At 67.2% G+C, this 23,175-nt stretch carries 22 protein-coding genes; 5 read left to right on the plus strand and 17 right to left on the minus strand.

The genetic code is table 11. The features are described 5' to 3' along the window. The first annotated feature begins 91 nt into the window (after positions 1-91). Complete coding sequence (locus ACQI46_RS00965) at positions 92-1,342, plus strand: cytochrome P450 (protein WP_427092071.1); 1,251 nt, start codon at positions 92-94, stop codon at positions 1,340-1,342. Here ACQI46_RS00965 and ACQI46_RS00970 read toward each other — a convergent pair. Further along, on the minus strand, positions 1,327-1,944 hold the full coding sequence (locus ACQI46_RS00970) for a TetR/AcrR family transcriptional regulator (protein WP_427092072.1): 618 nt from the start codon (positions 1,942-1,944) through the stop codon (positions 1,327-1,329). The genes ACQI46_RS00965 and ACQI46_RS00970 overlap by 16 nt on opposite strands. Before the next feature lie 120 nt (positions 1,945-2,064). Between ACQI46_RS00970 and ACQI46_RS00975 the strand changes: the two genes are divergently transcribed. Continuing rightward, positions 2,065-3,723, plus strand: a complete 1,659-nt coding sequence (locus ACQI46_RS00975) for an MFS transporter (protein WP_427092073.1) — start codon at positions 2,065-2,067, stop codon at positions 3,721-3,723. Here ACQI46_RS00975 and mftG read toward each other — a convergent pair. The 7 genes from mftG to mftA all read right to left on the minus strand — a co-directional run bounded on the left by mftG (position 3,625) and on the right by mftA (position 10,036). Beyond that, positions 3,625-5,007, minus strand: a complete 1,383-nt coding sequence (mftG, locus tag ACQI46_RS00980; protein WP_427092074.1) for a mycofactocin dehydrogenase MftG — start codon at positions 5,005-5,007, stop codon at positions 3,625-3,627. The genes ACQI46_RS00975 and mftG overlap by 99 nt on opposite strands. Positions 5,008-5,016: 9 nt before the next feature. Beyond that, positions 5,017-6,429, minus strand: coding sequence for a mycofactocin biosynthesis glycosyltransferase MftF (mftF, locus tag ACQI46_RS00985; protein WP_427092075.1), 1,413 nt, complete (start codon positions 6,427-6,429; stop codon positions 5,017-5,019). Next, on the minus strand, positions 6,426-7,169 hold the full coding sequence (mftE, locus tag ACQI46_RS00990; RefSeq protein ID WP_427092076.1) for a mycofactocin biosynthesis peptidyl-dipeptidase MftE: 744 nt from the start codon (positions 7,167-7,169) through the stop codon (positions 6,426-6,428). Before mftE ends, mftF begins: the two co-directional genes overlap by 4 nt. A gap of 88 nt (positions 7,170-7,257) precedes the next feature. After that, on the minus strand, positions 7,258-8,433 hold the full coding sequence (gene mftD / locus ACQI46_RS00995; RefSeq protein ID WP_427092077.1) for a pre-mycofactocin synthase MftD: 1,176 nt from the start codon (positions 8,431-8,433) through the stop codon (positions 7,258-7,260). Between the two features lie 6 nt (positions 8,434-8,439). Next, the gene (gene mftC / locus ACQI46_RS01000; RefSeq protein WP_427092078.1) at positions 8,440-9,657 is read right to left on the minus strand and encodes a mycofactocin radical SAM maturase; all 1,218 of its coding nucleotides are present in this window, start codon (positions 9,655-9,657) and stop codon (positions 8,440-8,442) included. Further along, positions 9,654-9,959 carry a mycofactocin biosynthesis chaperone MftB gene (mftB, locus tag ACQI46_RS01005; protein ID WP_427092079.1) on the minus strand — a complete coding sequence of 102 codons (306 nt, stop codon included), beginning with the start codon at positions 9,957-9,959 and terminating at the stop codon, positions 9,654-9,656. The genes mftC and mftB overlap by 4 nt, the downstream gene beginning before the upstream one ends. After that, the gene (gene mftA, locus ACQI46_RS01010; protein WP_427092080.1) at positions 9,944-10,036 is read right to left on the minus strand and encodes a mycofactocin precursor MftA; all 93 of its coding nucleotides are present in this window, start codon (positions 10,034-10,036) and stop codon (positions 9,944-9,946) included. Before mftA ends, mftB begins: the two co-directional genes overlap by 16 nt. A gap of 92 nt (positions 10,037-10,128) precedes the next feature. Between mftA and mftR the strand changes: the two genes are divergently transcribed. The 3 genes from mftR to ACQI46_RS01025 are packed head-to-tail and all read left to right on the plus strand — an operon-like array spanning position 10,129 to position 12,558. Further along, positions 10,129-10,743 carry a mycofactocin system transcriptional regulator gene (gene mftR, locus ACQI46_RS01015; RefSeq protein ID WP_427092081.1) on the plus strand — a complete coding sequence of 205 codons (615 nt, stop codon included), beginning with the start codon at positions 10,129-10,131 and terminating at the stop codon, positions 10,741-10,743. A 16-nt stretch (positions 10,744-10,759) separates the two neighbouring features. Further along, positions 10,760-11,257: an RNA polymerase sigma factor gene (locus ACQI46_RS01020; protein ID WP_427092082.1), complete on the plus strand. Its 498-nt coding sequence runs from the start codon at positions 10,760-10,762 to the stop codon at positions 11,255-11,257. Next, positions 11,254-12,558: a VOC family protein gene (locus tag ACQI46_RS01025; protein WP_427092083.1), complete on the plus strand. Its 1,305-nt coding sequence runs from the start codon at positions 11,254-11,256 to the stop codon at positions 12,556-12,558. The genes ACQI46_RS01020 and ACQI46_RS01025 overlap by 4 nt, the downstream gene beginning before the upstream one ends. On the opposite strand, the gene ACQI46_RS01030 is transcribed toward ACQI46_RS01025, so the two are convergent. From ACQI46_RS01030 to rpsL, 9 genes are all read right to left on the minus strand, one after another. Next, positions 12,555-14,246 (minus strand): DUF222 domain-containing protein, encoded by a 1,692-nt coding sequence (locus tag ACQI46_RS01030; RefSeq protein ID WP_427092084.1) that lies wholly within the window; start codon positions 14,244-14,246, stop codon positions 12,555-12,557. The two genes, ACQI46_RS01025 and ACQI46_RS01030, sit on opposite strands and share 4 nt — an antisense overlap. A gap of 184 nt (positions 14,247-14,430) precedes the next feature. Next, on the minus strand, positions 14,431-15,624 hold the full coding sequence (locus ACQI46_RS01035) for an NAD(P)/FAD-dependent oxidoreductase (RefSeq protein ID WP_427092085.1): 1,194 nt from the start codon (positions 15,622-15,624) through the stop codon (positions 14,431-14,433). 76 nt (positions 15,625-15,700) lie between these two features. Next, on the minus strand, positions 15,701-16,534 hold the full coding sequence (locus ACQI46_RS01040; protein ID WP_427092765.1) for a mycofactocin-coupled SDR family oxidoreductase: 834 nt from the start codon (positions 16,532-16,534) through the stop codon (positions 15,701-15,703). A gap of 329 nt (positions 16,535-16,863) precedes the next feature. Further along, positions 16,864-17,676, minus strand: a complete 813-nt coding sequence (locus tag ACQI46_RS01045; RefSeq protein ID WP_427092086.1) for an SHOCT domain-containing protein — start codon at positions 17,674-17,676, stop codon at positions 16,864-16,866. 44 nt (positions 17,677-17,720) lie between these two features. Continuing rightward, positions 17,721-18,566 (minus strand): cutinase family protein, encoded by an 846-nt coding sequence (locus ACQI46_RS01050; protein ID WP_427092087.1) that lies wholly within the window; start codon positions 18,564-18,566, stop codon positions 17,721-17,723. A 166-nt stretch (positions 18,567-18,732) separates the two neighbouring features. Beyond that, entirely contained in the window at positions 18,733-19,923 is a 1,191-nt protein-coding gene (gene tuf, locus ACQI46_RS01055; protein ID WP_427092088.1) for an elongation factor Tu, read from the minus strand. A gap of 84 nt (positions 19,924-20,007) precedes the next feature. Next, on the minus strand, positions 20,008-22,113 hold the full coding sequence (fusA, locus tag ACQI46_RS01060; RefSeq protein ID WP_427092089.1) for an elongation factor G: 2,106 nt from the start codon (positions 22,111-22,113) through the stop codon (positions 20,008-20,010). 56 nt (positions 22,114-22,169) lie between these two features. Beyond that, the gene (rpsG, locus tag ACQI46_RS01065; RefSeq protein ID WP_427092090.1) at positions 22,170-22,640 is read right to left on the minus strand and encodes a 30S ribosomal protein S7; all 471 of its coding nucleotides are present in this window, start codon (positions 22,638-22,640) and stop codon (positions 22,170-22,172) included. Further along, positions 22,640-23,014: a 30S ribosomal protein S12 gene (gene rpsL, locus ACQI46_RS01070; protein ID WP_427092091.1), complete on the minus strand. Its 375-nt coding sequence runs from the start codon at positions 23,012-23,014 to the stop codon at positions 22,640-22,642. The genes rpsG and rpsL overlap by 1 nt, the downstream gene beginning before the upstream one ends. Positions 23,015-23,175: the final 161 nt, after the last annotated feature.

Consider the following 23,175-nt stretch of genomic DNA (forward strand, 5'->3'; position numbering starts at 1 on the left):
CGTTTGACAGTAGCCCGCCCCTCGACAAGTGGCGCCGATCACATAGACTGTGCTTGACACCCGTCAAGTACTGCCCTGTGTGAGGAGCCCCATGAGCACACCGACGATGGACGAAGCCGCGAAGGTGCTGGCCGATCCCAAGGCCTACGCCGACGACGCGCGGCTGCACGCCGCCCTGTCACACCTGCGCGCGCACAACCCTGTCGCCTACGTCGAGCACGGGCCGTACCGACCGTTCTGGGCGATCACCAAGCACGCCGACATCATGGCCATCGAGCGGGCCAACGACCTGTGGCTGTCCGAGCCGCGACCACTGCTGGCCACCGCGCAGGCCGACGATCTGGCGAAGGCCCAACTCGAGATGGGGCTCGGGCTGCGCACCCTGATCCACATGGACGACCCGCACCACCGCAAGGTGCGTGCGATCGGCGCCGACTGGTTCCGGCCGAAGGCCATGCGCGACCTGAAGGTGCGGGTCGACGAGCTGGCGAAACGCTACGTCGACAAGATGCGCGACATCGGCCCGGAGTGCGACTTCGTCACCGACATCGCGGTGAACTTCCCGCTGTACGTCATCCTGTCGCTGCTCGGCCTGCCCGAGGAGGACTTCGGCCGGTTGCACATGCTGACCCAGGAGATGTTCGGCGGCGACGACGACGAGTACAAGCGCGGCACCACCCCCGAAGAGCAGATGGCCGTGCTCACCGACTTCTTCAACTACTTCGCGGCGCTGACCGCGTCGCGGCGCGAGAATCCGACCGACGACCTGGCGTCGGCGATCGCGAACGGCCGGGTGGACGGCGAGCTCATGACCGACGTGGACACGCTGTCCTACTACGTCATCGTCGCCAGCGCCGGCCACGACACCACCAAGGACGCGATCTCCGGCGGGCTGCTCGCGCTGATCGAGAACCCGGACCAGCTGGCGCGGCTGCAGGGCGACCTCGGCCTGATGGGCACCGCGGTCGAGGAGATGATCCGCTGGTCCACGCCGGTCAAGGAGTTCATGCGCACCGCCGCCGAGGACACCGAGGTGCGCGGCGTGCCGATCAAGAAGGGCGAGTCGGTCTACCTGGCCTACGTGTCGGGCAACCGGGACGAAGAGGTGTTCGACGAGCCGTTCCGCTTCGACGTGGGCCGCGACCCGAACAAGCACGTGGCGTTCGGTTACGGCGTGCACTTCTGCCTCGGCGCCGCGCTGGCCCGCATGGAGATGAACAGCCTGTTCACCGAGCTGCTGCCCCGGCTGGAGTCGATCGAGCTGGCCGGCGAGCCCCAGCTGTCGGCGACGACGTTCGTCGGCGGGCTCAAGCACCTGCCGATCCGTTACTCGGTGCGCTGAGCCGCCTTTGTGTAGGTGTTGAGGAAGGCGTCGACGGCGGCGACGGCCACGGCGCGGTAGTCGAAGTCGGTCAGCGTGCTGATGCGCCCGAACGCCAGCGGGCCGATCAGCAGCGCGAACGCGGTCGTGCGATCGACCGGCAGGAGTTGTTCGGCGGCATCGGCGCTGCCGAAGACGGCGTCGAACGGCGCTGAGTACTGTTCGGCGATGCGTTCGCGCAGTGAGCGCACTTGAGTTCCCGCCGCGTGGGGTACCCCGGTGATGTCCGGGCCCAGTGACAGCCACGCCATCGCGGTGAGGGTGGTCGGCGCTTCGGCGATCGAGTCGGCCCATCCGACCACGATCGCTTCGAGTCGTTCGCGCAGGGTGCCGCGTTCCGGCGGCATCGGCGGCGGCGGGATCAGGCCGGTGAACGCGGCGGCGACCAGGTCGTTGCCGCTGGGAAAGTGGCGGTACAAGGTCGCGCGGGCGACATTGGCCTGGCGGGTGACCGCCTCGATCGTCACCGCGCCGGGGCCGCCGGCACGCAGGAGCGTCGTGGCCGCATCGAGCAGACGCGCGCGTGAGCGCGCAGGCCGCGGATCACCGTTCTCGGCGGTCATGGTTTCTCCCAGTTCGACAACGGGAACCTCCACGAGACTATTGGTCTTGCAACGAGACTGTTAGTCTCGTGAAACGTTTTCGAGACCAACAGTCTTGAACCTCCTGCTGGAAGAGACGTCATGGTCACCGTCACCGGACCCGCTCAGGATATCGACGCCCAGATCGCCACCCTGTCCAATCGTCGGCGGGTGTGGCTGCTCGCCATCGCCAGCATCGACGTCCTGCTGGTGATCGCGTCGATGGTCGCACTCAACGCCGCGCTGCCCGACATCGCGCTGCAGACCTCAGCGACGCAGAGTCAGCTCACCTGGATCGTCGACGGCTACACGCTGGCGCTGGCCTGCCTGCTGCTGCCGGCGGGTGCCCTCGGGGACCGGTACGGGCGGCGCGGCGCCCTGCTGGTCGGACTCGCGATCTTCGCGGTGGCCTCACTGGCGCCGAGTGTGCTCGACAGCCCGACACAGATCATCGTGGCACGCGCCGTCGCCGGCGTGGGCGCGGCGTTCATCATGCCCGCGACCCTGTCACTGCTGACCGCGGCGTTCCCCAAGGCCGAGCGCAACAAGGCGGTCGGAATCTGGGCCGGCGTCGCCGGGTCCGGGGCCATCTTCGGATTCCTCGGCACCGGCCTGGTGCTGCACTTCTTCTCGTGGCAGTCGATCTTCTACGGCTTCGCCGGCGCCGCTGCCCTGATGTTCGTGCTGACCCTGACCATCGGCTCCTCCCGCGACGAGACCGCCACCCCGATCGACTGGCTGGGCGCCGGGTTGATCGCCACCGCGATCGCCGTGTTCGTCCTGGGCATCGTCGAGGCGCCGGCGCGCGGGTGGACCGACCCCGCCGTCCTGGGCTGCATCGGCGGCGGTCTGGCCCTGGCGGCCGCCTTCGCGGCGGTGCAGTTGCGGCGCACGCATCCGTTGCTCGACGTGCGGTTGTTCCGCCGGCCCGACTTCGCGACCGGCGCGGTGGGCATCACGTTCCTGTTCATCGCCAATTTCGGCTTCTTCTTCATCGCGATGCAGTTCATGCAACTGGTGATGGGCTACACCGCACTGGAGACCGCGTTCGCGTTGTCGCCGTTGGCCGTTCCCGTGCTCATCCTCGGCGGAACCCTGCACCTGTACCTACCCAAGGTCGGACTGCGCGCCGCGGTGACTGCGGGTCTGCTGCTGATGGCGATCGGCCTGTACCTGATGAAGTTCCTGGACGGGGGCTCTGCGTTCATCGACCTGATGTGGCCGATGCTGCTCCTCGCGTCCGGCATCGGATTGTGCACTGCACCAACGACGTCGGCGATCATGAACGCCACCCCGGACGAGAAGCAGGGCGTCGCCTCGGCGGTCAACGACGCGACCCGCGAAATCGGCGCGGCCGTCGGCATCGCGGCCGCCGGATCCATCCTGGCCGCGGTGTATCACTCGTCGCTGGCGCCCAAGCTGTCGGCGTTCCCTGACGAGATCCGCTCGGGCGCCACCGATTCGCTGGCGTATGCGCTGTCGATGGCCGAGCGCATGGGACCGCAGGGCACGGAGTTGGCGCGACTGGCAGAGGACGCTTTTCTGCACTCGATGAGTCAGGCGCTGACGGTGCTGGCGCTGGTGGTGTTGACCGGCGCTCTGTTCGTCGCGGTGTGGTCGCCCGGACGCGACGGCAGGCAGTGGGCGCCGCTGCGCCGTGGTTCACGCGAAGAATTCCGCAGCCCGGTGGCCGATCATGACGATGGTGGCGTGCGGTCCGCGGCTGGGGATCACCGGCAGGATCGAGCCGTCGACGACTGACAGGGCGTCGACACCGAACACCTGGCACCGGGCGTCGACGACGTGACCCAGCTTCGCGGTCCCGCACAGATGCTGCGACGTTGCCCACGACGGCTCGCCACATACCGCCCCGTCGGCCAGCTCACCCGCGAGTACTGTTGCAGTGCGCAGTGATTCGACATCCTCGGGCACGCTGTCGTAGCGGTGCTCGATGACGAACTCGGCGCCGACCAGGGCGACCCTCCCGCGCGACTGCGGACGCATCAACGTCACACCGAGATGCGGGTGATCGGTCGGCCCGGCCGCCGCACCCACCATGGTGCCGAATCCCGCTGTGTAGGGCCGGATTTCGACGTCGTCTTCGGTGGTCAGGACCGCTTCGAGCGGCGGTACAGCACGGGTTGGCGTCCACGCCACCGGCAGCACCCACTCGGGGTGGTCGACGGTGTCGACCCCGACGGGCAGGTCGGCGACGACGTCGATCCCCGCGGCCTGCAGCATCGGTGACGGGCCGATCCCGGACGTCAAGAGCAGGCGGGCGGTCTCGAGCGCGCCGGCGCACAGGACGACCCGGTCGGCTCGCAGCTCGACGATCCCGGCCGGCCCGGCAACCTGCACACCGATCACCGTGGTGTCGCGCCACAGCAGCCGCTGCACCCGGGTGTCGGTCAGCAGGGTCAGGTTGGGGCGCGCCAGCGCCGGCTGCAGGAACGCACCACCGGGGCCCACCCGCTGGCCGTCGTGGATGTTCAGCGGCACCGCCCCCACGCCCGCCGGCAGCGGTCGCTCGGTGTTGAGGTCGTCGATCCACGCGTAGCCGGCAGCAAGCGCCGTTTCGACGAACGACGCGGTGGCACCGTCGAATTCGCTGACGCGACGTACCCGGATGGGGCCGTTGCGACCGTGCGCGGGCGTGTCGAAATCCAGGTCGTGCTCGATCGCCCGGAAGTGCGGCAACACGTCGGCCCATGTCCACCCTGGGCTCTCCCAGCTGTCGAAATCGTCGGGCCGCGCGCGGCAGAAGTAGCCGCCGTTGACTGCGCCGGAACCGCCGACCACCGCGCCGCGCATGATCTCGGCGGTGCGTACAGGAGCGTCGGTCAGCACGGTCGGATAGCGTCGCACCACCGGGCTGCCGGGCCCGATCGGCAGACGCAGTCCGTCGGCGATGTGGTGGGCGGCCCGCTCGTCGGTCGCGCTCGGCCCCTCCTCCACGACGGTGACGGTGCAGCGCTCATCGGCGGAAAGGCGCTCGGCCAGCACGGAACCCGCGCTACCGGCACCAACGATCAGAACATCGGTCATGAAAGGGGTTCAGCGCCGGATCTGCGGCTTGAGGGCACCGGCGTGCCGCTCCCGCACGACGCCGCTCCACAGCCCCACCCCGTAGGCGATGTCATCGAGTCGCTTGAGCAGCACATGGGTCAACACCCCGACCCGTTGCACGTCGTCGTCGACGCGTCCGGTGCGCATCAGCCAGTCGTACACCCCGTCGAGCACCGCCGCGACCAGCACCACCTGCCGGCACCTTCGCGACGACAACGCCGCCAGCAGCGCCAGTGGCCAGTAGTGCCGGCAGATCGCCGCGGTCAGCTGCGTCGCGCCCGCCCACATGGCCTGCGCGGCGACGCCGGCGACCTCCATCGGTTCGGCCGGCACCCCGGACAGCGTCTTGGCGACCCGTCGTCCGGCGAAAATCGCCACCAGCAGCGACGCCACATAGCCGAGACCCGAGCCCAGCGCGGCCAACAGCCAGGCCGCCAGTGTGGGTGCCGAGATCACCAGCGGCGCGGTCTTGTCCGGGTGCCGGATGGCCAGCGGTGCTGCGGCGCTGCCGTAGAACGCCTTGCGCGCAAACCACTTCCGCAGGTCGGTGCGATGGTCGTGGGCGACGGTGGCGACCGGCTCGTAGCGCAGGCGGGCACCGGCCTCGTTGAGCCGCCAGCACAGATCGACGTCTTCGCCGGAGGTCAGCATCTCGTCGAACCCACCGATGTCGCGCAGCGACTCGCGGCGGCAGATGATCGCGGCGCTCGGGACGTAGGAGACGGTGCTGTACGGCACCACGGGCGCTTCGCGTAGGCCGAGGTCCAGCGACGAGCGCACCGCCTCGTAGCGTGCCACCACGCCGTCGGAATGATTCAACGCGACGATGCGCGGGGCCACCAACGCGACCGCGGGATCGCAGAAATGGCCGAGCAGAGCCTCCAGCCAGCCGCGACGAGGCACCACGTCGGAGTCCAGGAACGCCACGAAGTCGGTGTCGCACGCCGCCAGGCCGGTATTGCGGGCGGCAGCAGGGCCTTTGCTGACCGGGTGGCGTACAACTCGCACCGCGCAGTGCATGGTTTCGAAGTCGGCTTCGCGAACCGGTTGCGCGGAGCCGTCGTCGACGACGATGACGCGCAGGCCCCGCAGCGAGGACACCAGGCGCATCAGTCCGAAATGATTGTCTTTCACCGGGATAACGACGGTGACGTCCTGATGCGAGGGACCGCTCAACGGCCGCGGATGGGCGACGGTGGCGTCGAGCAGGGTCCGGGCGAGCTGCGCGGAGAGCGCGTCGCGGACTTCGAGCCTGCCGCCGTGCAGCATCGTCTGTGCCGCCGGCGCCAACCGCAGCAGCCTGGTCGGTGAACCCCCGAGCAACGCCGCGCCCTCCCCGAGCACGCGCACCCTCCGGTCCACCTGGACGGCAAACCCGTCCGGGAGACGCGGGCCGGTCATGTCAGCATCCCCCCACTGTCTGGCCGCCAGCGTGCCACGCGCGTCCAGCACGCGTCCACCATCTCGGCGAAGATTCTGCTCCCGTCCTCTGCGGACGCCGTCGTCGGGTCCCCCAGCACCCCGATCGGGCTCACCGCGGCCATGCCACCGGCACGTAGCGCCGGCATCAGCTCGGCGAGCGGCGCCACGTTGCCGCGCACCGAGTCTGGCATGCTCACGACCGCAGGAGCGATGTGCAGCAGCACCGATGTTTCGGTGTGGCCGGCGTGCGCGTCGGCGTCGCGCGACACACACGAACACCAGGCGGCGTCGCGGCCTTCGGAACGCAGCAGCGCGGTGGCGTCACGCAGCGCCGCGACGTTGCCTCCGTGACCGTTGACGAACACCAGCCGTGACGCCCACCGGCACGCGGAGCGGCCGAACTCCACCAGCAGCTCGGTCAGCGCGGCGGTGCCGATCGACACCGTGCCCGCGAATCCCTCGTGTTCCCCGCTGGCGCCGTAGCTGACCGCGGGCGCGACCTGCCACGGTCCGGTGCCTGCCGCGCGCAGCCGGGCGGTCAACGCGTCAGCGACCGCCGATGCGATGCGGGTGTCGGTGTCCAGGGGCAGATGGGGTCCGTGTTGCTCGGTGGACCCGACCGGGACGATGAGTGCAGGAGACTTGTCGTGTAGCTGCCGCGACGTCGAGTTTCCGAGCTCGCTGGGGAAAGCCACGCGACGATGGTAGGCCGAATTCACCTGTTACGCGCCGATTGTTCGCCCACCGGAGCAAGAGATTTCGCGCGGGGTTCACCCGCGCCCCCTGCGCCCCGTTGGCACCAGCGGGCTACACGCCCAGGGTGCGGGTGAAGCCCTCGGGGATCAGCACGTCGTCCCGTGTCAGCTCATGGATCGAGGATTTGCCCAGACCCATCAGCGCCGAGTCGATGCCACCACGCAGGATGTCCAGGACGTTCTCGACACCGGCCTGTCCGTTGGCCGCGAGACCCCACAGGTACGCGCGGCCGATCATGACCGCCCGAGCGCCCAGCGCGACGGCTTTGACGACGTCGCTGCCGCGGCGGACACCACCGTCGAGCAACACCTCGACCTGGTCTCCGACGGCGTCGGCGATGGCGGGCAGGCAACGGATGGCCGCCGGGGTGCCGTCGAGGTTGTTGCCACCGTGGTTGGAGACCGTGATGGCCGAAACACCCGCGTCCACAGCACGTTTGGCGTCGTCGACGCGCACGGTGCCTTTGAGCAGGAACGGACCGCCCCACTGTTCGCGCAGCCAGGCCACGTCTTCCCACGTCGGGGGCGGCGTGCCCATCCACTGTCCGTAGGCCTCGAAGAACGGCGGGCCGGGCTCGCCGCGCCGCGCCTGGTTGGGCACGCGCAGGTCCGGCGGCCGCAGCGTCTTGGCGAAGCTGAAGAACCAGCGCGGTTTGGTGACGACCTCCGGCGACATCCGGATCATCGTCTTGAGGTCCATCTTCTCCGGGATCTTCGGGCTGCCCCAGTCCCGGCCGTGCGCGAAGCTCCAGTCGGTGGTCAGGATCAGGCCCTTCGCGCCGGCCTCCCGCGCACGCTCCATGCGCGCGAGGATGTCGTCGCGGCTGCCCAGCCAGTAGATCTGGAAGAAGATCTTGTCGTTGACCGCGGTCACTTCCTCCATCGGCTTGCTCGCGAAGGACGACAAACCCATCGCGGTTCCGCGGGCGGCGGCAGCGCGGGCAACCGCGACCTCACCCTCGGGGTCGATGGCCTGCACACCGGTCGGCGAGATGATGACCGGCAGCGAAATGTCCTGTCCCATCACGGTTGTCGCCATGTCGCGCTTCTCGGTGGCGCCGATGACGTGCGGCGCGAAACCGAGTTCGGCGAAGGACTCGACGTTGTCGGTGACCGTGACGCCCTTCTCGCTGGCGGAGATCAGCGACGAGTAGGCAGACTTCGGGAGCCGCTTTTTCGCCCGCTGCTGGGCGATGGCGACGGTTTCGAACCAGGTATCACGTGCCATGGGGGGTTACACAGGACTTTCGTTGCAGAATTTTTTCGGAGGCGCGCCGGCGCCGACCAGGCGCTGGGGAGGCGCGCTCAGCAGGGTGAGCGGGATGGGGCCCTTCGGCTTGCGGCCGCCCGAGCGGGAGTGGTCCACGCTCGGTTTGGGCTTGTCACGTTCGAGCGCAAGAGCCGGTTCTCCGTAGCCCTGCACGCATTCGGGGTCCGGGCCGTCCATCGGAAGACCGGTGAAGAACTTGGCGGCCATGCAGCCACCACGGCAGGCGTCGTAGTGCCCGCAGCCGGTGCACGCGCCCGCCGACTGCGGTTCGCGCAGCTCGCGGAACAGTTCCGAGTGCTTCCAGACCGTGTCGAAACCGCCGTCGCGCAACACATTTCCGGCGAGGAACTTGTCGTGGATGGCGAACGGGCAGGCGTAGACGTCACCGACCGGATCAATTAGACACACCACCCGGCCCGCACCGCACAGGTTCAGGCCGGCCAGCGCACCCGGCTCGCCGAGACCGGACAGGTGGAAGAACGAGTCGCCGGTCAGCACGCGCTCACCATGGGCCACCAGCCAGTTGTAGAGCTCGACCTGCTGCGCGGGGGTGGGATGCAGTTCGTCCCACACGTCGGCGCCGCGGCCGGACGGACGCAGGCGGGTGATGCGCAGGGTGGCGCCGTAGGCGTCGGCCAGGGCCTTGAAGTCGTCGAGCTGGCCGACGTTGTGACGGGTCACCACCACGGAGATCTTGGCGTCTTTGAAGCCGGCGTCGCGCAGGTTCTCCAGTGCGCGCACGGCCATCGCGAACGATCCGGGGCCGCGCACGGCGTCGTTGACCTCGGCGGTCGCTCCGTCCAGGGAGATCTGGACATCGACGTAGTCGCTGGCGGCGAGCTTGGCGGCGACCTTTTTGTCGATCCGGACACCGTTGGTGGAGAACTTCACGCCGACGTGATGCTCGGTGGCGTAGTCGACGAGTTCCCAGAAGTCGCTGCGCACCGTCGGTTCGCCGCCGCCGATGTTCACGTAGAACACCTGCATGCGTTCGAGCTCGTCGATGATGTCCTTGCACTGTTGGGTCGTCAGCTCACGCGGATCGCGTTTGCCCGACGAGGACAGGCAGTGCACGCAGGACAGGTTGCACGCGTAGGTCAGCTCCCAGGTCAGGCAGATCGGCGCGTCCAAACCACGCTCGAACTGGTCGACCAGCCGGGGTACCGGTGCAGTGACAGTCATCGATCCTCTTCCGCGACAAGCATCTTGGACTGGGCAAGGACGCCCAGTGCATGGAGGTAGGGCGCCTGGGCGTCGTCGTCGACACCGGCGGCGCGGCAGGCGGACCGAACGTCGGGGTGATCACCCAGCGAGTTGATCACCTCGACGATCGTCCGGTTCTTCAGGAACGACAGCTTGCGGGTCCCGAAGTGGTAGAGCAGCGCGCCGAACGGCTCAGGGCGGACCGCCACCTGCGGATGCAACCGCCAGCGTCGGCCCGCATCGAAAGAAGTCGGCGCACTCACGGTCAGTAGACCCCGCACATCCCGTCGATCGAGACTTCCTCGACCAGGCTCTCGGTCACCAGCTCGTCGCTCTGGGCGTTCTGATTCTGATCCATCAAATGTCACCTTTCCGTGGACGGGTCTCGACTTTTGTGACGCAGGTCGCTAACAATATGGCATCGAGTGCCGAAACGGAAGAGGGGTCGCGATGAGTGCCACGAAACCCCGCGTGGGTCGCCGCCGGTCCACCAGTTGGCAGCACATCAGCGACGTCGCGATCGACCTCTTCATGGCCCGCGGGTTCGACGACGTCAGCGTCGACGACGTCGCGTCGGCCGCCGGCATCGCCCGCCGGACACTGTTCCGCTACTACCCGTCGAAGAACGCGCTGCCGTGGGGCGACTTCGACGCGCACCTGGACCTGATGCGGACACTGCTGGCCGAGGTCGATTCGGACGTGCCGATCCGCGACGCGCTGCGCACCGCACTGCTGGCCTTCAACGACTTCGACGACGCCGACCGCCACCGGCAACGAATGAGACTGATCCTGGAAACCGAAGCACTGCAGGCATATTCGATGACGATGTACGCGGGCTGGCGCGGCGTGATCGCGGAGTTCGTGGCCGCGCGCCTCGGCGTGCAGGCGACCGAGCTGATGCCCCAGACCGTGGCGTGGACGATGCTCGCCGTGTCGCTGTCAGCCTACGAACATTGGTTGGCCGACGAGTCGGTGGCGCTGAGCGCCGCACTGGGCGACGCGTTCGACATGCTGGCCTCGGGTTTGTCCGGTCTGGAAATCGGGGTGTCGGAGTCCGGGGCCTGACGGCGACGATAAGGGTGTGAGCGCCCCATCCCAATTGCTCGCGCTGTACGACGAGGCCCTCCCCGCCGTCTACGGGTACTTCGTCAGGCGCTGCAGTGACCGCGGGACGGCCGAGGACCTGACGTCGGAGACCTTCCTCGCGGCGATGGACGCTGCGCGGAAACCGTCACCGCCTGAGTTCAGCGTGCCGTGGCTGATCGGGGTGGCGCGCCACAAGCTGGCCGACCACTACCGCAGAGCGCGGATCCCGGTGCCGGTGGCCGATGTGCCGGAACCGGTCGAGCCGGCCGACGACTGGGACGTCGAACTGGACCGGATCGTCGCCGAGCAGGTGCTGGCCCGGTTGCCCGAGCAGCACCGGACCGTGCTGGCGCTGCGGTACCTCGACGACTGCACGGTGCCTGAGTGCGCCGACTTGATCGGTCGCACCGTGCACGCGACCGAGGCTCTGCTGGTGCGCGCCCGACGAGCGTTTCGAGCGCACTACCCACACCCGGAAGGAGGACTGCCGTGACCGGACACGATCCGCTGGACGTGCTGCGCGGCGGCGACTTCCCCGTGGCGCCGGACCCGGAGTTCGCGCGCCGACTGCGAGCGCGGCTCGAAGCTGCCGCCTCGCTACCCCACCGATCCCAAGGAGTGATCATGAGCGGTACCGACAGTGCTCTGGCTGAATTGTCCCGGCCGACCTCGACAGGAGCCGCGGTGCCCATTTCGCGGCCCGCCGCGGTCCCCATTTCGCGGCCCGCCGCGGTCCCCTACCTGACCGTCGCCGACGCCCGCGCCGCCATCTCCTGGTACATCGACGCATTCGGCGCCACGCTGGTCGGCGAGCCCGTCGAGATGGACGACGGCCGGATCGGCCATGCGGAGTTGTCGCTGCCGGGCGGGACGATGTACCTGGCCGACGAATATCCGGAGATCGGACTGAAAGCCCCTTTACCACAGTCGGTTTCGGTGAGCTTGATGCTGCCGGTCGCCGACACCGACGCGACGCTGCGTCGGGCCGCCGAACTCGGGGCGCAGGTGCAGCGCGAACCATACGAGTCGCACGGCACGCGCAACGCCGCTGTGATCGACCCGTTCGGACACCGTTGGATGCTCACCGGTCCGGTCACCGGTGCCCTCGTGCCCATCCAGCACGGCGATGTCGGATACGTCGCGGTGTCGTCACCCGATCCGGAACGCGCGGCCGCGTTCTACGGCCAGGTACTCGGCTGGACTATCGACGCGCAGACGCGGGCGGTCACGAACGTCGGGCAGCGGATCCGGATCGTGTCCGGCCCGAACACGTTGGTGTGCTGCTACGCGGTGACCGATGTCGATGCCGCCCGCGACAGCATTCGGACCGCAGGCGGAGCCGTCGGGGATGTGGAGCGTCTCGACTTCGGGCAGGTCGTGAACGCGACCGATCCGCAGGGGTTGCCGTTCGCCGTGTACACCCCGCGAGCCGGCGAGCCGCGGCCGCTGCTCAACGGTGGGGGCCCGGGCGAGCTGTCCTACATCACCTATCAGGTGCCGAATTCTTCTGTGTTCAAGGCGTTTTACAGCGGGCTCCTGTTCTGGGCGTTCGAGCCGGGGCATATCGAGGACGGCTGGGGTGTGCAGGACACCCACCCGATGGCGGGTGTCGGTGGCGGGGCCGCTCAGGCGGTGGTCGTGCCGATGTGGACTGTCGCCGACATCGACGCGGCGGTGGCACGCGTCCGGGCAGCCGGGGGCACCGTCATTGAGGAGCCGTCGCAGCAGCCGTACGGGAAGTCCGCGCTCTGCACTGACGATCAGGGCGCGCGGTTCTACCTCGGGGAGTTCTAGAAGGGCGGCGGGTCGGCGCCGTAGTCGGGTTGAGGTTTCGGCTGGCGCTGGGGTTGCCGCGCCGTCTCGGTTCGGGCGCGCATCCGTTCGCGCTCGAGGGCGCGTTGGGTTGCGTTGTGTTCGCGTTCGGTTTTGATGCGCGCGGCGTTCTCAGCGGCGCGGGTACGGCGCCGTCTGGGCATCTTGCCGGTGCGCAGCAGCCCCGGCGGCGGCTGCGCCATCGGCGGAAGCTGTGCGGTTGTCGTATCCCAGGCCGGGAAGTACAGGCGACTCGCCGGCATCGTTGAATACGTGCGACCCTCCGGAGTGGTCCAGATGACCTCCCCGCTGGGCAACTGCACATCCCGATAGCCATCCCAAAAAGTCTTGGCCAAGTGATGATTTCGACACTTGCAGTTCAGATTCGACGCATGCGTGGGCCCCAACGGCCACGGCACCACATGGTCGATGTCGCAATGCTCAGCGGGCACATCACAACCCGGATACCGACAGAACATGTCACGGGCCCGCACGAACGCGGCGAGCTTCGCCGACGGACGGTAGTGCGGCTCGGGGTCGGGGCCTGGGATCCACAGCGGCTTGATCACCGCACCGCCACGGATGGCCTCCGCCAACGCGGGGATCGGCAGGACCCGCCCCTTCGAGCGGACCGCCACACCGGATTTCCGCGGCGCGGGGTCCTCGACGGGCTCCTCGGCCGGCTCCTCGGTTGACCCAGCCTCGGCGGGAGCAGGCGCGGGCGGGTTGGGCTGACGCACTACGGACTCCGGTGCCGGCGACTCCGGATCGGCCGGTGCAGGCTCGACGGTCTCCTCGGCCGGTTCCTGGTTCTCGTTGCGCTTGTGCTGCTGCTCGCGGTCCTGGGCGGCGATCAAATCCTGGGCGGCATCGACGGCGTCCTGATCGGCGATCACCTGGATCACCACACGCGAGGACACCGGATCAGGCGCCGGACACTCCGGGGAGCCGCAACGGCAGGCCAAGCGCTCGATGTCCTGCACAATGGCACCCGCGGCATCAGAACGACGCTCCCCCGCGGTGCGCGGATCGTCGTCGCACAAACCCTTGACCAGCGCCGCGATCCGCGCTTGGAAAGCCTCAGCGTCACCGGCGGTCAACTGCCCGTGCACCGACACGATCTCATTGGGATCATCACAGGCACCGATACGGAAATCCCGCGCTCTGATCATCTCCTGCGCCCGACGCAGCGCATCCGGGTCATAGCGCTCGATCACCGCCTCGATCGCACCGACGAGCTTGGCATCCGACAACGGCCCCCACCGGATCGCCCGTTCGGCCAGCGCGGTATCGATGAGCGCCAACACCCGATGATCTTCGACCAGGTGCGTGCGCCAGGTGATCTCCGAAATCAACCGCGCACTCAAAGAACCAGCCGAAAACAACGCCCCGACTTTCGGCAACCGATCACGCAGCGCTACTGCGATCCGCATCTGCCCCGACGCCCGCCGCTGCCCCACCGACAGCGCCGCCCCGATATGAGCCGCTGCGTTGTTCCACGGATCAAATGCCCACCCGCCGCGCTCATCGTCCTCATCAACGGTGCGGTGAACGAACTCCGCGATCGCCGCGTAACGCCGCGCACTGGCCCGATTCTCCTCCCGCGCAGCCTGCTCGACAGCAGCCACCAACCCCTCATCGGGCAGATCGGCGAACAAAGTATCGAACACAAGTTCGACTCTAGTACCGCCCGAAGCGCCACCGCTGCACTGATTTTCCCGGGCTGTGGATAACCGTGGCTACTGCTGGAAAGTTGTGGATAGGGCTTGTCAGGGCGCTTTTAGGTCTCTGCCGGCGCCAGATTCACTGGTCGAAACGCTCTTGCTGTGGAAGGCGTACCGCTCACCGAATCAACTATCCGATCAGTTCGGAGATCTTCGCGCCCTGCGCAATCTTGTTGCGGGTCTTCATGACCTTGCCCGGGAAACCACCGCCGACCACGCCGACCACCACACCGTCGCGTTCGTAGTAGGCCAGGAACTTGCGGCCGTCGTCCTCGACGATGTGCACGGTGTCGGTGGCCTCCGGCTCACCCAGAGCCTGGATCTTGACGTCGTACTGGTCGCTCCAGAAGTACGGAACCGTCACCGCCGCCGCCGGCTGCTGGCCCAGCATGGTCGGAACGAGCACGCGGGCCTGGTCGGCCACGTTGCTCCAGTGCTCGACACGGACCTGTCCGCCGATGTGGTCACGCCAGGACGCCACGTCACCGATGGCCCACACGTGCGGCGCGCTCGTCCGTCCGGCGTCGTCGCACACCACACCGTTGTCGACGGCGATCTCGCTTCCCTCGAGCCACTCGGTGTTCGGGCGCGAGCCGATGCCGACGATCACCACGTCGGCGTCCAGCTCGGCGCCGTCGCTCAGCGTGACCTTGCGGACCCGGTCGTCGCCCTCGACACCGGCAACCCCGACCCCGCAGCGCACGTCGACACCCTCGGCCTGGTGAAGGCGGGTGATCAGCGCGCCGATCTGCTCCCCCAGCACCGACGCCAGCGGTGTCGGCTGCGGCTCCACCAGCGCCACCTCGACACCCATCTTGCGCAGGCTCGCGGCCACCTCACACCCGATGAAGCCGGCGCCGATCACGACCGCGCGCTTGGCGGTGGCCGCCTCCTTGCGCAGCGCCATGCTCTCGTCGATGTCGCGCAGGACATGGATGCCGGGCAGGTCGGGGAACGACGGAATGCGCTTGGGCACAAGCCCGGTCGCGATGACCAGCTCGTCGTAGGGCAGCTGGGTGCCGTCGTTCAGTGTCAGCGTCTGGGCTGCGGTGTCCACCGAGCGCGCGCCGTTGCCCAGCAGCACGGTGATGTCGTTCTCGGCGTAGAACTCCGCCGGCTTGAGCGTCACGTCGTCGGTCTCGGCGCGCAGCACTTCCTTCGACAGCGGTGGCCGGTCGTACGGCAGATGGTCCTCGTTGCTGACGATGGTGACCGGTCCGCTGTACTCGGAACGTCGCAGTTGCTCGGCTGTGCGCGCCGCGGCCAGTCCGCCGCCGACGATCACGACACCGTTCTGGCCACTCGGCCCCTCTGAAGTGCTCACGTGGGCTTTTTACACGATGAGCACGCACGGTTGTGCGCCACCCCACATGTGGGTGCTCAGCATCGACCCGGAACGGTCAGTACTTCATGACGCCGCGGTCGACGGCGATCTGCGAACCGGAAATGGTCATCGAACCGTCGCCGGCCAGCCAGGCCACCACGTCCGCCACCTCTTCCACCGCCATGAATTCCTGCAACCCCGGCTTTCCTTCGCGCGCAACCGGCTTCAACGGCATCGGAGCGAAGCTGTGCAGGTACGTCGGATGCTTGGTGAACATCTCGGCCATTGCCTCGGGCTCGATCATCGGCGTATTGATCGAATACGGGTGAATCGAGTTGACCCTGATCCCGTACTCCCCGGCCTCGAGCGCCAGCGCGTTCGTGAGCGCGACGAGGCCGTGCTTGGACGCGGCGTAGTGGGCGTTACCCGGGGTGGCCTTCAATCCGGCCGACGAGCTCACGATGATGATCGAGCCGCCGTTACCGGCCTCGATCATCGCCGGCACCGCGGCTTTGATGGTGCGCCAGGTGCCGTTGAGGTTGACGTCGATGACGTCGTCCCACTGCGACTCCGACATCTCCCAGATACGGCCCCAACTGAGGATTCCGGCGTTGGCGACCACGATGTCGAGGCGGCCGAACTGCTCGATCCCGGCGGACACGACGTCCTGCTGCGCGGCAAGGTCGCGGACGTCGACCTCACGCGCGAGAACCTTGCGACCCGTCTGCTCGACGAGCGCGACCGTCTCCGCCAGGTCGTCGGACGTCGGCATCGGGTAGGTGACGGTCTCCGACACCGGCTTACACACGTCGATGGCGATGATGTCCGCGCCGTCGTCGGCCAGCCGGACCGCATGCGCCCGGCCCTGCCCGCGGGCAGCACCGGTGATCAGTGCGACGCGGCCTTCCAATGGTGCACCAGTGCTCACCGGCACAGGCTAACAGCCGAACTAGAACGCGTTCTAGGAATCCGTCCCATCCAGTGGGCCCCTGATGATTGGGCACGTTTGTATGGGTGCTGCGTTCCCACTGCTGACGCTCCAAGTCGTCCCGGGTGTCGAGGGTGTGGGGCAGCGGCGGCATCAGGTACTTGGTGACACCGTGGTTCTCGCGGCTTCTGCGACGGTGAACCTCGCAGGCCACGCTCCCGTCGCGCCTTCATGTAGAGCAGCGGACCAAACTCCTTTGTCCCCCTAGAGCGCCGGCGACGTCGGACAACCGGAAATCAAGATCGAACGATTTACAGCTCTGCGATGATCTCGGCGCGCTTGGCCGTGTACTCGGCGTCGGTGATCGTCCCCGTCGCGCGGAGCGTCTCGAGGCGTTGCAACCGTTCGGCGGTCGTCGGCTCGGCAGACGGCGCGACCGGTGCGGGCACCGGTGCCACATGCTGATTCGCGGCGTGCCGCACGATGGCCTGCACCTGTTGGCGCGCAGCAGGATTCGACCGCAGATCCACCATGCTGTCCATGCTGATGCCGTGCGACTTGAGGACCTGCAGTATCTCCATCAGCGGCTCGGCCTGTCCGGTCAGATCGTGAGTCAGGCCATCCTCGGCGACGGTGAACGTCGCCGGTGCCATGCCGCTGACCAAAGCGCTTCGGTCCCAGTCGATCTGGTAGTCGCTGGTGGCCGGGTCGACGAGTGCGACCAGCCTTCGGCTGGTGATCATCGGCAACCTACTGACCGAGGCGACGACGCTGTCCTGAGTGGCGAACGGCGTGATGCCCGGGCCCGACACGTGCAGGTCGAGCTTGACCAACGGTTGATCGTTGATCCGGGTGTTGGTGTCGTGAATCGCGGTCACGTGCGCCAGAGCCAGCACTCCGTCAGCTTCCAGCTGCGCGGTCCGCGCGTCCTTGTGGGCGCGGAAACCGGTGAGCGCCAGCGCAATCAACACATCGACCGCGGTGACGAGCAGGCCCGTCCAGAACATCCAGCCCAGCAGCGGGTCCGCGCCGCTGGCGAAGAAGATGACGAGGAAGATCGGGCCGACGATTCCGCACAGCAGCACGAAAAGCTGAATCCGCACGTACCGCCAGAACGTCGACATGAGCAGCATTATTGCTGCGGCAGTGGCTCTTCGCCGGGGAATCGTCAGCCGGCGGCCATGGCTACCGGAGCCGTCGGCGCCACGGGCGCCGCGCCGATGCGGGAGGCCACGAGCTGATACAGCGGAACCGTCCACGAATCCATCGACGCGCCATTGCGCGCGTAGCTGGTGTGCACGGCGACCGCGGCCGGGTTCATCTCGTCCTCGGCGTCCGGGTCGTAATCGCAGACCGCGTCACCCAGATCGCAGACGCTGATCGTGCGCATCCCGACCGTCACCGGCAACGGAGCCGGCGCATGGGCCAGGATCGGCCAGTCCTGGGCGACGCCCTTACCGGCCCCCGGTACGGCGGTCACCGAGCCGAGGTTGATCGTCGGATCCGCCGGCAGCCGATCCCCGTCAGCCACCAGCAACGCCGCGGCCAGGTTCGGGCTCGCGTCGAGGGCGTGAAGATTGCGGTGCACCACCATGGCGCCCTGGGAATACCCGGCCAGCACCACCTGGGTGGTGGGGCACTGCGCGACGAACGCCTGATACTGCTGTTCGAGCGCCTCCACGCCGGTGTCGACGCTGTCCATGAACCCAGCCCAATCGAGGATGCCGCCGTCCTCGGGTACCGGGGTCGCGGGATAGGTGACGGCCTCGGCGGTGATGGTGCGGCCGTCCTGCGCCAACATGCCCGCAAGGTCCCGGTAGGACTTGTAGACGACGCGGCCCATGCCGCCGTCGGCGGTGATGTCCCCGGCGCGTTCTCCGGATCCGGCAGCGCCGATCAGGTGGACGTCGGGACAGGCCGGCTGAGCCGAGGCTGCGCCGGCACTGAACCCTGCGATGGCAGCAGCGCCCACGACAGCGGCGAGCGCCGCGATGCCATTCTTGCGATGAGACAACTTTGACTTCACTTCCCGGCCGACCCCTCGACGACCGTCGACCAGAACATCGCGCCGCTGCGACGACGCGTTACAGGATCCGACGAAAACGAAAGCGGCGCCCACCCGAAGGTGAGCGCCGCTTCGCGGTACTGAGTCAGATCACTTGATGATCACGTAGGCGAGCCTACTTGATGATCTTGGTAACCCGGCCGGCGCCGACGGTACGGCCGCCCTCGCGGATCGCGAAGCGCAGGCCCTCGTCCATGGCGACGGGCTGGATCAGCTTGACGGAGATGTCGGTGTTGTCACCGGGCATCACCATCTCGGTGCCCTCGGGCAGGGTCACAACACCGGTCACGTCCGTGGTGCGGAAGTAGAACTGCGGACGGTAGTTGTTGAAGAACGGCGTGTGGCGGCCACCCTCGTCCTTGGACAGGATGTAGACGCTGCCCTCGAACTCGGTGTGCGGCGTGGTGGTGCCGGGCTTGACCACAACCTGGCCACGCTCGACGTCCTCACGCTTGATGCCGCGGAGCAGCAGACCGACGTTGTCGCCGGCCTGGCCCTGATCGAGCAGCTTGCGGAACATCTCGACACCGGTGACGGTGGTCTTGGTGGTCTCCTCGCGGATGCCGACGATCTCGACTTCCTCGTTCACGTTGACCACGCCGCGCTCCACACGACCGGTGACCACGGTGCCGCGGCCGGTGATGGTGAAGACGTCCTCGACGGGCATCAGGAACGGCTTGTCGGTCTCACGGACCGGATCCGGGATGGAGTCGTCGACGGCCTGCATGAGGTCCTCGATCGACTTGACCCACTTCGGGTCACCCTCGAGCGCCTTGAGCGCCGAGATCGGGATGACCGGAGCGTTCTCGTCGAACTCCTGGGACGCCAGCAGTTCGCGGACCTCCATCTCGACGAGCTCGATGAGCTCCTCGTCGTCGACCATGTCGGCCTTGTTCAGCGCGACCAGGATGTAGGGCACGCCGACCTGGCGGGCGAGCAGCACGTGCTCACGGGTCTGCGGCATCGGGCCGTCAGTGGCGGCGACCACCAGGATCGCGCCGTCCATCTGGGCGGCACCGGTGATCATGTTCTTGATGTAGTCAGCGTGACCGGGGGCGTCCACGTGGGCGTAGTGCCGCTTGTCGGTCTGGTACTCCACGTGGGAGATGTTGATCGTGATACCGCGCTGACGCTCCTCGGGCGCATTGTCGATCTGGTCGAATGCGCGCGACTCGTTCAAATCGGGGAACTTGTCATGCAGAACCTTGGTGATTGCTGCAGTCGTGGTGGTCTTGCCGTGGTCAACGTGACCGATGGTCCCGATGTTGACGTGCGGCTTCGTCCGCTCGAACTTCGCCTTCGCCACTGTGTTGTCCTCCTGGACTGTGTTGGTGCTTTGGTTAAAGCAGGTTTGGTTTCTTCAGTTGTGGTCCCCGCGAACCGACCGGGCTTACTGTCCGGTCGCCTTCGCGATGATCTCCTTCGACACGTTCGCCGGAACCTCGGCGTACGAGTCAAACACCATGGAGTAGTTCGCCCGGCCCTGGGTCTTCGACCGGAGGTCGCCGACGTAGCCGAACATCTCCGACAGCGGAACCTGCGCCTTGACGACACGAGCACCGCTCCGCTCCTCCATGGCCTGAATCTGACCACGGCGGGAGTTCAGGTCGCCGATCACGTCGCCCATGTAGTCCTCGGGCGTGATGACCTCGACGGCCATGATGGGCTCCAGGATGACCGGCTGCGCGGCCTGCGCGGCCTTCTTCAGCACCTGAGAGCCGGCCACCTTGAACGCCATTTCCGACGAGTCGACCTCGTGGAAAGCGCCGTCCAGCAGGGTGACCTTCAGGTTCACCAGCGGGTAGCCGGCCAGCACGCCGTACTGCATGGCGTCCTGCGCACCGGCATCCACCGACGGGATGTACTCGCGCGGGATACGGCCACCGGTGACCTTGTTCTCGAACTCGTAGGTGGCACCGTCCTCGCCGGAGAACGGCTCCAGATCGATGAGCACCTTCGCGAACTGACCCGAGCCACCCGTCTGCTTCTTGTGGGTGTACTCGACCTTCTCGACCTTGCGCTTGATGGTCTCGCGGTAGGCCACCTGCGGCTTGCCGACGTTGGCCTCGACCTTGAACTCGCGACGCATACGGTCCACCAGGATGTCCAGGTGCAGCTCGCCCATACCGCCGATGACGGTCTGGCCGGTCTCCTGGTCCAGGTGCACCTTGAACGTCGGGTCCTCTTCGGCCAGCTTCTGGATGGCCGTGCCCAGCTTCTCCTGGTCGCTCTTGGTCTTGGGCTCGATCGCGACCTCGATGACCGGATCCGGGAACGTCATGGATTCCAGGACGATCTGCTCGTTGGCATCGGACAGCGTGTCACCGGTGGTGGTGTCCTTCAGACCGATGACCGCGTAGATGTGGCCGGCCGACGCACGCTCGACAGGGTTCTCCTTGTTGGCGTGCATCTGGAAGAGCTTGCCGAGGCGCTCCTTCTTGCCCTTGGTCGAGTTCACGACCTGCGAGCCCGACTCGACGGTGCCCGAGTACACGCGGACGTAAGTCAGCTTGCCGAAGAACGGGTGCACCGCGATCTTGAACGCGAGCGCCGAGAACGGCTCGTCGACCGACGGCTTGCGGGTGATGACCTCGTCTTCCTTGCCCGGCACGTGGCCCTGCACGGACTCGACGTCCAGCGGCGACGGCAGGTAGTCGATGACGGCATCGAGCATGGGCTGCACGCCCTTGTTCTTGAACGCGCTGCCGCACAGCACCGGGTACAGCTCGCTGCTCACGGTGAGCTTGCGGATCGCGCCCTTGATCTCGTCGACAGTGAGCTCTTCGCCACCGAAGTACTTCTCGAGCAGAGCCTCGTCGGTCTCGGCGACCGTCTCGAGCAGCTTGGTGCGGTACTCCTCGGCCTTGTCGGCCAGGTCGGCCGGGATGTCCTCGACCTCGTACTTCTCACCCATGGCGGTCTCGCCGCGCCAGACCTTGGCCTTCATCTCGACCAGGTCGATGATGCCGATGAAGTCGTTCTCGGCGCCGATGGGCAGCTGGATCACCAGCGGGGTGGCACCCAGACGCTCCTCGATGGTGCGCACGGTGAAGTAGAAGTCCGCACCCAGCTTGTCCATCTTGTTGACGAAGCAGATGCGCGGCACGTCGTACTTGTCGGCCTGACGCCAGACCTGCTCGGACTGCGGCTCCACGCCCTCTTTGCCGTCGAACACGGCCACGGCGCCGTCCAGGACGCGCAGCGAGCGCTCCACCTCGACGGTGAAGTCGACGTGGCCGGGGGTGTCGATGATGTTGATCTGGTTGTCGTTCCAGAAGCAGGTCACCGCGGCGGAGGTGATGGTGATGCCGCGCTCCTGCTCCTGTTCCATCCAGTCGGTGGTGGAAGCGCCGTCGTGCGTCTCACCGATCTTGTAGTTGACGCCGGTGTAGTACAGGATGCGCTCGGTCGTCGTCGTCTTGCCGGCATCGATGTGAGCCATGATGCCGATGTTGCGGACCCGGTTCAGGTCGGTCAGCACGTCCTTCTGTGCCACAGAAGTCTTCTCTTTCGCTTGGTAGTTGCTTTGTCAGCCTTGCGTGTTCCGAGCAATCACCAGCGGTAGTGCGCGAAGGCCCGGTTGGCTTCGGCCATCTTGTGGGTGTCTTCGCGTCGCTTGACGGCGGCACCCAGGCCGTTGCTGGCATCGAGGATCTCGTTGGCCAGGCGCTCGATCATCGTCTTCTCGCGACGCTGCTTGGAGAAGTTGACCAGCCAGCGCAGAGCCAGCGTGGTGGACCGGTCCGGACGGACCTCGACGGGGACCTGGTACGTGGCACCACCGACACGGCGGCTACGGACCTCCAGCGAGGGCTTGACGTTGTCCATGGCCCGCTTCAGCGTGACCACGGGGTCGGTGCCCGTCTTCTCGCGAGCCTGTTCGAGCGCACCGTAAACAATGCGTTCGGCCAACGATTTCTTCCCGTCCAGCAGAACTTTGTTGACCAGCTGGGTGACCAGCTGCGACCCGTAGACGGGGTCGTTGACCAACGGACGCTTGGGCGCGGGTCCCTTGCGCGGCATCAGCTCTTCTCCTTCTTCGCGCCGTAGCGGCTGCGGGCTTGCTTCCGGTTCTTGACACCCTGGGTGTCCAGCGACCCGCGGATGATCTTGTAGCGCACACCGGGCAGGTCCTTCACACGACCACCACGCACCAGCACCATCGAGTGCTCCTGCAGGTTGTGACCCTCGCCGGGGATGTATGCCGTGACCTCGACACCACTGGTCAGACGCACACGGGCGACCTTCCGAAGCGCCGAGTTCGGCTTCTTCGGGGTCGTGGTGTACACGCGGGTGCACACGCCGCGACGCTGCGGGCTGCCCTTGAGGGCCGCGGTCTTCACCTTTCCGGCTTTGTCGTGGCGACCCTTACGGACCAGCTGGTTGATGGTTGGCATGTACCGGCTTTCTGTGTTGCTTCGCTCTTCTGAAGTTCTCTGTCCTGCAGTTACACCCTCGCCGCTTACCCCGCGGCCGGGCGTGTCGCATGCGGCCAGCCGCGCATCTCGGGGCAATTCCCGAGTCATCTACGACGGAGGACATGCAAATTGGCCCGGAG

Origin of the sequence: Mycobacterium sp. SMC-4, assembly GCF_050205565.1 — a bacterium.
In the GTDB taxonomy this organism is placed as follows: domain Bacteria; phylum Actinomycetota; class Actinomycetes; order Mycobacteriales; family Mycobacteriaceae; genus Mycobacterium.